Raw genomic sequence first — 11847 nt, forward strand, 5'->3', positions numbered from 1 at the left:
TCTGTGGCCGATGAATAGGTAGAAACGATGATTTCAGTTGATATAATTAATAATGTACCGTTAATGTACATTTTAGCGTTGCTATAATGGCACTGTTATGGTTTGATGAAAATTGGCTAGACAGTTTAGTGTAATAATCTAGGAGTTACGCATTCACAGAATCTATGACATAAGGGTTATGGATTTTATCTCTTGTAGGGTGTGGTTCGGCAAGCTCACCAACCACGTCAGACCCGATAATTGAGCATCTAACAGATTTCCTCTATCTGACGCACCGCACTAATAGGTGATTCCAAAAGCCATAAACTAGACAATTTCGTTTATACATATCATTTCATTTGCATTTTGTACAGTGCGTAAGTCCTATAATCTTAGCTGTAGTAGTAATGCGATTTAAAGATAAAACAAATACTTAAATACACAAATATAAAATGCAAACAACAGCCCCTAAGCTAGAAATCACAGCTTCTCGGCAATTCGTTCCCTGGTTATACGAACAGCACCTCGGCCTCGTATTTACCACCTACCAAGCAGGTAAAGTGTTTTTTATTGGTTTAGAAACAACCGGGAAACTAGCAGTATTTGAGCGCACCCTAGACAGGTGTATGGGCTTATATAGCAACGGTAACAGCCTCTATATCAGCACCCTATACCAACTGTGGCGATTTGAAAACACCCTCGCACCTGGAGAAACCCACAACGACCACGATGCCATCTATTTACCCCAAATAGGTTACATTACCGGCGACTTAGATATTCACGACATCGTAATAGACAACAACCAACAAATAGTTTTTGCCAATACCCTATTTAGCTGCCTAGCCACCGTCAGCCAGACCCATAGTTTTATCCCAATTTGGCAACCTCCCTTCATTACCAAACTAGCAGCCGAAGATAGATGTCACCTCAACGGCTTGGCATTAAAAGATGGTAAACCCAAATACGTCAGCGTCATTAGTCAATCAGACGTAGCGGAAGGATGGCGACAAAAGCGCGTAAAAGGCGGTTGTCTCATTGATATTGAGAGTAACGAAATAGTTTTAGCAGGGCTATCTATGCCCCATTCACCACGGTGGTATCAGGGGAAATTGTGGTTACTCAACTCCGGTACAGGGGAATTTGGCTATGCAAACCTAGAAACAGGAACATTTGAAGCCATAGCTTTTTGTCCTGGCTATCAAAGAGGACTAGCATTTCATCATAATTTTGCCATAGTGGGCATTTCTGAGTCACGACATACTAAAACCCTCAGTCGTTTACCCTTAGACGACAAACTAGCAGCCAAAGACACCACAGCTAGATGTGGGTTATTAGTTATCGACCTAAAAACAGGGGATATAGTTCATTCTCTCAACATTGAAGGAGTAGTCACCGAATTATATGACATAGCAATATTACCAAAAATTCGCCGACCAATGGCGATCGGGTTTCGGACTGATGAAATTAGGAGAGTAATTACCATTGGTAGTTGAAACTATTGTCATGACGTTAGATAAAACTTAATTCAATGCTTAAAAACAACACAAAAAAACAAAATCATGGCAGCAACGGCTTTATCCTCAACGGCATTGATGAGCGTGACTACTCAGCCTCATTTTAGATATACTAAACATGGTGGGAAAATGGACTTTTGCGATCTTGTAAAAGTTGATCTCCCATCTGTGTCTAGTATAGCAACTTGAGTTACTACTAATTTTTAGTTTTTAATTCTCCTTTGATGTTTTCTTGAGAGAGGACTAATAGGGTTGAACCGATAGAAACTAGAAGCATGGACAAGGATGCTGCTGCTGCGTCGGCAAAATCAACGTTTTCTGTGGCTTGCCAAATTTGCACTGCTAGCGTGCTGAATCCTATAGGTGCTAGTAACATGGTTGCGGGTAGTTCTTTTATGGCTGTTAAAAATACTAAGACTGCTCCGCTTAATACTCCTGGTTGTACTAGGGGTAGGGTGATTTCTTTTAAGGTTTGCCAGGGGTTTCTACCTAAGCTACGGGCTGATTCTTCTAGTTGGGGACTGACTTGTAATAGCGATGTGCGGACTGTTCCTACTGATTGAGGTAAGAATAAAACTAAATAGGCAAATACTAGCATTGGTAGAGTTTGATGGAGAAATGGCACGTAGTTAGCACCAAAAAATACTAGAGATAGGGCAATAACAATGCCTGGTAGTCCAAATCCTAAGTATGAACAGCGTTCGATGATGGCGGTGATTTTGCTGGGAAAGCGGACTGAAAGGATGGCTACGGGTAGGGCAAAGATGGTGGTGGCTAGGGCTGCTAGGGCTGCGGCTGAGATGGAATTGATGATGCTGGGAAGTAGGTTGGGAAAGTTGTAACCGCCGTTGAGTCCACGGATTAGCCAAAATAAGGTGATACCGACTGGCAAAACTACGCCTAAGCTGGTAATTAATAGACAAAAGGCAAAGGCTGGCCATTTCCAAATTCCCAGTTTGGCAATTTTGGGGGGACGAAGGGAGGCTGAACCACGACTATAATACACTGCACGCGATCGCACTCGATATTCTAACCATAAGATCATTAATACCAATGTCACTAACATTAATGCTAAGGCTGCGGCTGAGTTACGGTTAAAGCTGGCTTTGTATTGGATAAATATGGCTCGCGTAAAGGCATCGAACCGCATTAAGGAGGGTGTGCCAAAGTCTCGTAAGGCATACAGGGCTACGAGTAATCCCCCCGCAATCATTGATGGTTTCAATTGGGGTAAAACTACGCGGAAGAAGGTTTCTCGGCTGCTATAGCCTAAGCTGCGTGAGGCTTCTTCTAGGGATGGATCTATCCCCTGTAACCCCGAACGCACACTTAACAGCATATATGGATAGGTAAATAAGGTAATGGCTAAGACCGTCCCTGGAAATCCGTAAATTGAAGGTAATTCTTCTACTCCCAATGGTTGCAGTAAGAGTTGTAAGAAGCTGCCCCTTGGTGCTAAGGCGGCAATTAGGGCAAAACTGCCTACATAGCTAGGAATAGCCAGGGGTAATGTGGTGGCTATTAACCAAAATTTACGCCCTGGTAGGTCTGTGCGGACTGTTAAAAATGCTAACGGTACGGCGATGATGGTGGCAAATAATGTGACTGTTGCTGCCATTGCTGCACTGTTGAAGAAAACGGTGATATTCCGGGGACGGGTGATGAGTTCCCATAGTTCTTTACCACCGATGCCTGTTGTCCGTACGACCAAGTATACCAAAGGTAGAGCAATGGCGATCGCTACTACCCCGGCTGCTAAAATCAAAAATAATGGAGGACGAACCGATTTCAATTTCTACAAAACTCCTGCCTGTTGTAATAAATTCAGAGTTCCTGGTAAATCATCTAGGTTCGTCAGGTTGACTCTGGGAACATTTAATTGATTGAGCGGTATTTGTTTAGATGGTGCAGGAATGCCTTGTACTAAAGGATATTCGTTGGTTTCTTTGGCAAAGTAGGTTTGTGAACTTTGATTGAGTAGGTAGTTAATAAAGGTTTCTGCGTCGGTTTTTTGATCTGTAGATTTGCTAATGGCCACACCGGCAACGTTAATCATCGCTCCTGCGTCTCTGTTTGTGTAGTGGTGAGCAACAGGGAAGTTAGGATTGTCTTTTGTAAACCGATACAAATAGTAGTTATTCACCAAACCGAGATGTATTTCTCCCCTGCCCAAGGCTTCAACTATGGCTGAGTTTTTACCGTAATCTTTGACTCCATTAGCTTTCATGTCTTTGAGCCATTGGAGGGTTTTCGCGTCTCCTTGTAGTAAACGCATGGCTGTGACAAAGGATTGAAATGAGCCGTTAGTTGGAGCCCAGCCTACTTTACCACGCCATTTTGGTAATGTTAACTGGGAAACTGATCTGGGCAATTCGTTCTTCTTAACTAAATTGGTATTGTAGTCAATTACACGGGCGCGGCCTGATATGCCTAACCAATGTCCTTTAGGTGAACGAAAGCGAGAATTGACTTTGATTAGTAGTCTTGAAGAAATCGGTAGTGTTTGCTGTTTTTTTTCTAACGCACCCAATGCACCTGCGTCTTGAGCAAAGAATAAATCCGCTTTGCTGTTCTTACCTTCTTCCAATAGTGCGATCGCTAACTCGGCTGTATCACCATAACGCACTTGAATGTCCATTTTCAAGTCTTGCTTGGCTTTCTCAATTAATGGTCCAATCAGTTTCTGTTCTCTACCTGAATAAATTACCAGTGTTTTTCCTTGTGCATTGGCACTCAGCCCCATGCCCCAATTCAATATAACAGCTAAACCGACCGCCGCAGCTTTGATTAATCCTGAATTTTTCAAGGTTTTAGTCTCCAATTTGTTTTAACAGGAAGTTTTAGCAATAACTTCAATAGCATCAAGTAATACCATTAACTTGTGTCACTAATCAAGAAAATTTCCTATAAACTTTATTTTTTTTGAATTTTTTGTCTACATATCACATAATGGTAATTAGGGCAATATTTTTCTTTCTCACCCAGGGGCGTGTAAAGGAAGAGGTAACTTCCAAATAAAAATATCCCGTATTGATGAGGCCAGGGGTAGTGTGTTAACTCTGTAAATCATTTAGATAGGGTTTGCGGAAAAAGTCTTTTGGTTAGGGCTAGGAGTCAGGAGTCAGGAGTCAGGAGTCAGCACTTCGGCTTACTATGGCTAACGCCACGCTCCGCGGTAAGCGTCAGCTATGCCGTTAGGCTTTACGACTTCGCTCAGTACAAGACGCTCAGTGACCGGAGGAAGAATGAGAAGAAGAGAAGAATATAGTTGAATTTGGTCAAGTGATAGGTTTTTCACCTGATTCACTTTTTTAACCTTCAAACTCTTAATATATCTAAGTTTTAGGTTTATTTAGCAACCCCTAGATAAACAAATATTTAATGAAAGTCTTAGAATCTATCTAACAAAAATCAGATTATTAAAATCTAGATAAATATCAATATTTTATTCTTCCCAGATTCTTTAATTGAATCTAATTGTTTATCCCTAAAAATCCATCTATAGGACTCCTATTTGAGTTTTGAGCATACACGTAGGGTGGGCATTGCCCACAGTTTATCCTATCCAACGATTTTGGGCAAATCCTATGGCAAATTTGGTTAATAAGATCAAAAATAAGATAATTAGAGAATATCCTTGTCGGGGATGATGAGAAAACCACACACCAATAGCGATATTTAATGGTACAATACCATAAGCTAAACGACTCAAAGAAATTATTCCCCCAGAAAATAATAATAACCCAACACCACAAAAGCCATAAGTAACCATAACTGGGGTTAGTTTCTGGCGTAAATACCATAACAAATAACCAGCACCCAAGACCATAAAAACGTTCAGTAAATTATTAATTAACTGTTCTTCTGCTAAAATTAATAACAAGATCAAGGAAATATAAGCCGTATAGAATATCGCACTATTGATAATTTTACGTCTGTACCATAAAATCACGCCATAAACCACAACAATCATAAACAATAATGGATGCCAAATATCTTTGATTCCGCCATCTGCATTAGTCACCCAACCAAAATACCAATTATCTCCAAAAGGAATCTGCATTAACATATTTAACCAGCCTTGCCATTCAAAACCGAAAGAAGGCCGCCATCCTTTTTGTGCAGCAATAAAAGCCAAAGGATCATTAAATTGAATTTGACAATATAAACTAAATAATAATACTCCAGTCGCCGTTGCTAAACTAGCAATATAGGCAATAGGTGGTTTACGTTCTTTTGCAGAAGCGAGAATTAATGCCGGAATAAGCGCCATACCAGTGGGACGTGTGGCTGTAGCCATTGCACCCCAAAAAGCCGTCCAACTATATTTTTTTTCGTCAAAGGCACGCAAAGTTGCGGTACTCAAAAATAAATACAATCCTTCCGTGTAAATTATTCCGGTAAACATCGACATGGGACACCAAGATATTACTATACTCGCCCATTGTGCTGTATTAATTCCACAATGTTTTTTTAGCCAAGAGTAAAAATAGTAAAGTGTCACCAAAAAAGCCAAGTTATTAATTAATGTACCTGCTATTTCAAAAGGCAAACCTAAATTCATCAACAACCGGATAGTTAAGGGAAATAGGGGAAAAAAGGCGATATTATGCTGTTTGCCATCATTAATAAATTCGTAACCAGAAGTAGCGATCGCTCTATAATGTACACTATCCCAAGCATCAAACACACCCCAGCCAAAATCCGGTACAATTCCATCCCTTGGCACTGGCAAATGTGGGGCAATCACCAACATCCCAGTCCAAATAAATATCCGACTCACCAACCATGTACCAGCCGGAAAGTAAAAATCATCCTTGCATAAAAATTTCGTGATCACTGTCTGAACTTGTAAGTAGGATTACTTAAATCTAATTTAATCTAAAATCAATGAGTCCTTAGCAATTTATATTAGACATTATCTTGAAATTGTTAAAAAATTGTGAAAGCTATTACTCTTCTTGGTTCTACTGGTTCAATTGGGACTCAAACCTTAGATATCGTCTCAGAACACCCTGATAAGTTCCGCATTGTCGGCTTGGCTGCTGGGAGTAATGTGGCATTATTCGCCGCCCAAATTCGCCAGTTTCGCCCCCAAATCGCCGCAATTTCCGCCGTTGACAAGTTGCCAGAACTCAAAGCCGCCATTCAAGATATTGATCCCCAACCAATTTTACTCGCTGGACAAGCCGGAGTGATTGAAGTTGCCCGTTATGGTGATGCAGAAAGCGTTGTCACGGGGATTGTGGGTTGCGCTGGTTTACTACCAACCATTGCCGCCATTGAAGCCGGTAAAGATATTGCCTTAGCCAATAAAGAAACCCTGATTGCTGGGGGTCCAGTAGTCTTACCTCTAGTGGCAAAACACGGCGTAAAAATCTTACCAGCCGATTCCGAGCATTCTGCCATTTTCCAGTGTCTCCAAGGCGTTCCTAAAGGCGGATTACGGCGAATATTACTCACTGCTTCCGGTGGGGCTTTCCGAGATTGGGCTGTGGAAAAGTTAGCGGAGGTGACAGTTGCAGATGCTACCAAACATCCTAATTGGTCAATGGGGCGAAAAATTACCGTTGACTCAGCAACTTTGATGAATAAGGGATTGGAAGTAATTGAAGCTCATTATCTGTTTGGTTTAGATTATGATGATATTGAGATTGTCATCCATCCTCAAAGCATTATTCACTCTTTGATTGAGTTACAAGATAGCTCAGTTTTAGCCCAATTGGGTTGGCCGGATATGCGTTTACCTTTACTTTATGCTTTATCTTGGCCGGAACGCATTTATACTAATTGGGAACGCTTGAATTTAGTCAAAGCTGGTGATTTAACCTTCCGTGAACCAGACCATCAAAAGTATCCTTGTATGCGGTTAGCTTACGCTGCGGGTAGGGACGGGGGTTCAATGCCTGCTGTTTTGAATGCAGCCAATGAGCAAGCCGTGGCGTTGTTTTTAGCCGAAAAAATCCACTTTTTAGATATTCCTCGGTGTATCGAGTCGGTGTGCGATCGCCATCAAGATGATAACAAACAAAACCCCACTTTAGAGGATATTCTAGAGAGCGATCGCTGGGCAAGACAAGAAGTTATAACAGCAGCAGAAAAATTAGCAACTTCCCAAATCATGTCTCTGCGTTAAACCTGCAATTTTTATGGGGTGGGTATTTTACCTACCCGCAATTTTTTATGATTTGGTAAGTAGAGGGAACAGTAAATTAGGTTTTGCTGAGTGAAAGTATGATTTTATTTCACGCAGAGGCGCAGAGACGCAGAGAGTAAGAGTTTGGGAGATGGAATTTTTGACTTTTATAATTCTTTTAGTGGGAAAGCAGTAAATTACAGCAATTTCCAATTCCTAAAGGTACATCTTAGCCCCCTCCTCGCAAGCGAGGAGGGGGTTGGGGGTGGGGTTTTTGTTCCAGGTTTGATGACAATTCGCTGTAAATTTTTGTCAAAATAATCTATTAATCACCTTACTTTTGCAAAAATATAGTATAATGTTGTTGGCTATTTCTACGAAGAACGTCCTCAGTATCTAGAAGCCAGCCAAAGTAAAAAAATGCTTTTCAACTTTCCCCATCTCCAAACTAGGAAATAGTCCTTTTCACTTCTTCCCATGACTATTTAATAACTAGATACTGAAAAAGTATAGCTCAAATCTTGGTTTTACATCAATCCATTGTCTACAAACAAAACCCCTCAAGTTCTTCCTGATGTTAATTTTTGAAATCTGAATTGCTTATGATTATCACTTTAATTGTCGCTTGGATCGTCTTCACAATTCTGTGGAAGGTACTAAAAACCACCGTCACCAATGCTTTAACTGTTGCCGCAATTTTAATCTTATTAAACATTGGTTTTGGGATTACCCCCCAAGATATTTGGCAGCAAATTACCCAATTTGCTCAAACACTATCCCAAACAAATTTTAACAAGTAAAAAAAACAGTTTTTACTTGAGTGAAGAAGAAATCTTAGCCAAGGCATCTTTAAAATCAGGAGGTAACTGACGCATAATCTTGCCTCTTTCTCGATCAACTGCAACTAATGACACTTTAGCAGTAACATATAATTGTTGGCGATCGCTCGAAACAATACTATATTCCCAATCAATGCGAACACCAGTTATTTCAGCCATGCGGGTCTTTACTATCACCATCATTCCCAGTTGAACCGAACGGTGATAGCGCACAGATAACTCTACCACTGGTAAATCACAACCTAACGCTACTAAATCAGCAAATTCTACCCCAATAGACCGTAAACATTCTATCCGTGCTTCCTCCATCCAAGTCAAGTATGTACCATGCCACGCAATACCCCCATAATCAGTATGATGGGGTTGCACTCTTACCGGATATTCAAACCAATTTTCAAAGGTACTATTCAAGGAACTGTCAATAGCACCCATTGGTGGTAATTGTGGTTGACTTGCTTTTTCTTCAGACATTTTGAATACTTTATTTAAGGGAAATATGTGATTATGCAACCTCGTTTTTGGTTCTTTACTATCTTAACTGCTACTGTATTTAGTTTTCTAGATGTAGGAATAGCATTTTCTGAAAATCATCAAGTAGTCCCAGATGGTAGAAAACAATCTGATTATGGAGAAAAAGTTGAGGTTGTACCTCAGCTAAACCTAGCCCTTCAAATCGCAAAAATAAATCAGACAGCGATTATTGCATCTCAACAACGTCAGTTTAAGAAAGCATTACAGCAGTTACAAATAGCTTTAACCTTGAGTCAAGAATCGGAATTAAAGACCGAGGAAGCTATGACTCTTAATAATATCGGTAGAGTATACCAAAATCAAGGTCAGTATTTGCCAGCACTCCAATTTTATCAGCAAGCTGTCATCCTTAACAAAGCATCAGGAGATATAGTTCAATTAGGTAAAACTTATAGTAATATTGGCTATTTATTTGATATTCAAAACAAACCTGAGTTAGCAGTCTTTTTTTACAAGCATTGTCTACTTAACCGCGAAAAGGCTCGCTTAAATCCGTCCGTCCTTTCCTTGCCTCAACCAGATGCCTATACAATCACTGTTGCTGAGACATATCGGTTTTTGGGTGATAAATTACTCCAACAAGGACGTGTTGCAGAAGCGCAACGGACTATGGATTTACTCAAAATTGAAGAATTAGAGGGATACCTGCAAAATGTCTCTGGAAATGAAGGAACTGCCAAGGGTATTGCGATAGTAGCAGAAGAAAAAATAATTAAACAAAAGTTAGATCAAACTATAGATGGTGGTGTAGTTATAAGTCAAGAATTGACAAAACTACGTGAAATTCCTGCTGCACAACTATCATCATCACAAAAACAACGTCTTGACCAACTGGTAGCAGAACAGCAAAAATTATTAGACCAGTTTAATCAGTTTATCACCAGTCCCGCAGTGACGGCGCAATTGGAGCAAATTAGCCGCACCAGCAAGGGAGAAAATTTAAAATTGAATAGTTTGCAGGAAATTCAGGCTAGTTTGGCGAAATTACCACAAAAATCTGTAATTATCTATCCCCTGGTTTTGCCGGATAGGTTGGAACTTGTTGTAGTATCTCCCAATTCCCCACCAATTCATCGTCGTGTTGCTGTCACACAAGAAAAACTGAACCAAACGATCGCTCTTTTTCGTCAATCATTAGGATCTCCTATTAAAAACGCCAAAATACCCGCAAATCAGTTATATAACTGGCTAATCAAACCGATAGAAAATGATCTCAAAGTTTTGGGTACCCAAACCCTAATGTATGCACCCGATGATCAATTGCGGTATATTCCCCTTGCAGCTTTGTTTGATGGTAAACAATGGCTAATAGAACGGTTTAGTGTAAATAATATCACTGCGGCTAGTTTAATTAACTTGAATACCCCACGAGAATCAAGTTTACAGGTTTTAGCGGGTGCTTTTAGTGAAGGTAGTTTTGTAGTTCCCCTTGGTAATCGTCGTGTGGCTTTTGCTGGGTTGCCCTTTGCAGAGAAGGAAGTGGAAAACTTATCCGCTAAAATTCCTCAAACTAAGAAACTTTTAAATGATGCTTTTAGTTTAAAAGCGACCGTACCCCAGATGGAAAATTATACAATTATCCATTTAGCGACTCATGCAGCTTTTGCTAAGGGTAAACCAGAGGATTCTTTTATTTTATTTGGCAATGGCGATCGCGTAAACCTCCGAGATGTCAGAAAATGGTCACTCCCCCGTGTAGATTTGGTGGTGTTGAGTGCCTGTGAGACTGCCGTAGGAGGTATATTAGGCAACGGTGAAGAAATTTTAGGCTTTGGCTATCAAATCCAAAAAACTGGTGCCAAGGCTGTTATTGCTTCCCTTTGGTCTGTGGATGATGGTGGTACACAGATATTAATGAGTGCTTTTTATCGAAATCTCTTATCAAACCAGACAACAAAAACCGCAGCTTTACAACAAGCGCAAATTGCCTTAATTAAAGGAAAATGGCAGAGAGAAAATAATAATCTACCCACAGTTGTCGGTAATAATTTGAGTCATCCCTACTATTGGTCTCCTTTTATTCTCATTGGCAATGGACTTTAGGGGCTGTTTCAAAATTCAAAAATTCCCCCAGGAACGTAGCCAAGTGTGGTGCAGCGTGTGACCAGATTTAATACTGTTCTTATCTTCTAATTCTTCCTCCTGACTCCTGACTCCTGACTCCTAGCCTTGGTTCTTTTGAATTGCTAATCACTTTTTGGCAAGAGTTTTATTACCTGTAGTGGTTTGCATAGATTGTTTGATTAGATTAGCTAGTTCCTGTAACTGATGAATTGCTTCAGCACCTTCTAATTTCATCAATTCCCGATCATCTCGCATTTCCGTCCAAGTGATCCCATAGTCGGATACGAGGAAGCGAATTAGATGGTTGTCTCCTAAGCTAACCATAAATGAAGCACTGTTCATTTGGTCGCCACAGGTGTAGCAAGAAGCAGGATAACCCCGACGTTCCAGGACAGTTGCCAAGGCTTGCAGGTTCATAACCAAGTCTTGTACAAATTGTCGATGTTGATGTGCCAGTCTCAAAAACACTTTTTTCCTCCAGACACCACAATAAGTTGAGTCTCTTTTATATTTTCTTTAGATTTTACCACCAACTGGTATTGTAAACTATTAACTACATTTACCAGCAATTTGTTGGGTGGTTAATTAGTTACCTTTTCTAGGGTAGTAGATAACTGTTCTTGATGTCGTATCAGACTATTCAGTTTGGGCGCTAGTAATATCAGGCAGAATGGGTAAGATTAGTATTGCCTTTTAATCTTTTCTGTCATAGCAGCGCCTTCTGAAAAACAATCAGCCTTCAGCCTAACTCAAATTTGCAGCTAGTCAAGCAGACAAAACTTAT

The 11847-nt window shown here is 40.3% G+C and carries 9 protein-coding genes; 4 read left to right on the plus strand and 5 right to left on the minus strand.

Annotated elements, in window-relative coordinates; genetic code table 11:
• The first annotated feature begins 431 nt into the window (after positions 1-431).
• On the plus strand, positions 432-1472 hold the full coding sequence (locus tag VB711_RS17930) for a TIGR03032 family protein (RefSeq protein WP_323287563.1): 1041 nt from the start codon (positions 432-434) through the stop codon (positions 1470-1472).
• 217 nt (positions 1473-1689) lie between these two features.
• Here the strand turns inward: VB711_RS17930 and VB711_RS17935 are convergent, their stop codons facing one another.
• The 3 genes from VB711_RS17935 to VB711_RS17945 all read right to left on the minus strand — a co-directional run bounded on the left by VB711_RS17935 (position 1690) and on the right by VB711_RS17945 (position 6333).
• The gene (locus VB711_RS17935) at positions 1690-3285 is read right to left on the minus strand and encodes an iron ABC transporter permease (RefSeq protein WP_323287564.1); all 1596 of its coding nucleotides are present in this window, start codon (positions 3283-3285) and stop codon (positions 1690-1692) included.
• Positions 3286-3288: 3 nt separating this feature from the next.
• Positions 3289-4236: an iron ABC transporter substrate-binding protein gene (locus VB711_RS17940; RefSeq protein ID WP_416233594.1), complete on the minus strand. Its 948-nt coding sequence runs from the start codon at positions 4234-4236 to the stop codon at positions 3289-3291.
• Positions 4237-5049: 813 nt separating this feature from the next.
• Positions 5050-6333: a mannosyltransferase family protein gene (locus tag VB711_RS17945; RefSeq protein ID WP_323287566.1), complete on the minus strand. Its 1284-nt coding sequence runs from the start codon at positions 6331-6333 to the stop codon at positions 5050-5052.
• Positions 6334-6435: 102 nt separating this feature from the next.
• Here VB711_RS17945 and dxr point away from each other — a divergent pair, with 102 nt between their 5' ends.
• A complete protein-coding gene (dxr, locus tag VB711_RS17950) occupies positions 6436-7629 on the plus strand; it encodes a 1-deoxy-D-xylulose-5-phosphate reductoisomerase (RefSeq protein ID WP_323287567.1) in 1194 nt (397 codons plus the stop codon).
• A 602-nt stretch (positions 7630-8231) separates the two neighbouring features.
• Positions 8232-8429: a hypothetical protein gene (locus VB711_RS17955; RefSeq protein ID WP_323287568.1), complete on the plus strand. Its 198-nt coding sequence runs from the start codon at positions 8232-8234 to the stop codon at positions 8427-8429.
• Between the two features lie 12 nt (positions 8430-8441).
• On the opposite strand, the gene VB711_RS17960 is transcribed toward VB711_RS17955, so the two are convergent.
• A complete protein-coding gene (locus VB711_RS17960; protein ID WP_323287570.1) occupies positions 8442-8939 on the minus strand; it encodes a thioesterase family protein in 498 nt (165 codons plus the stop codon).
• A gap of 33 nt (positions 8940-8972) precedes the next feature.
• On the opposite strand from VB711_RS17960, the gene VB711_RS17965 reads away from it, so the two are divergent.
• Positions 8973-11042 carry a CHAT domain-containing protein gene (locus VB711_RS17965; RefSeq protein WP_323287571.1) on the plus strand — a complete coding sequence of 690 codons (2070 nt, stop codon included), beginning with the start codon at positions 8973-8975 and terminating at the stop codon, positions 11040-11042.
• Positions 11043-11189: 147 nt separating this feature from the next.
• Here VB711_RS17965 and VB711_RS17970 read toward each other — a convergent pair whose 3' ends face one another.
• Positions 11190-11531 carry a DUF1815 family protein gene (locus tag VB711_RS17970; RefSeq protein WP_323287572.1) on the minus strand — a complete coding sequence of 114 codons (342 nt, stop codon included), beginning with the start codon at positions 11529-11531 and terminating at the stop codon, positions 11190-11192.
• Positions 11532-11847 lie beyond the last annotated feature (316 nt).

Source organism: Cronbergia sp. UHCC 0137 (assembly GCF_034932285.1).
In the GTDB taxonomy this organism is placed as follows: Bacteria; Cyanobacteriota; Cyanobacteriia; order Cyanobacteriales; family Nostocaceae; genus Cronbergia.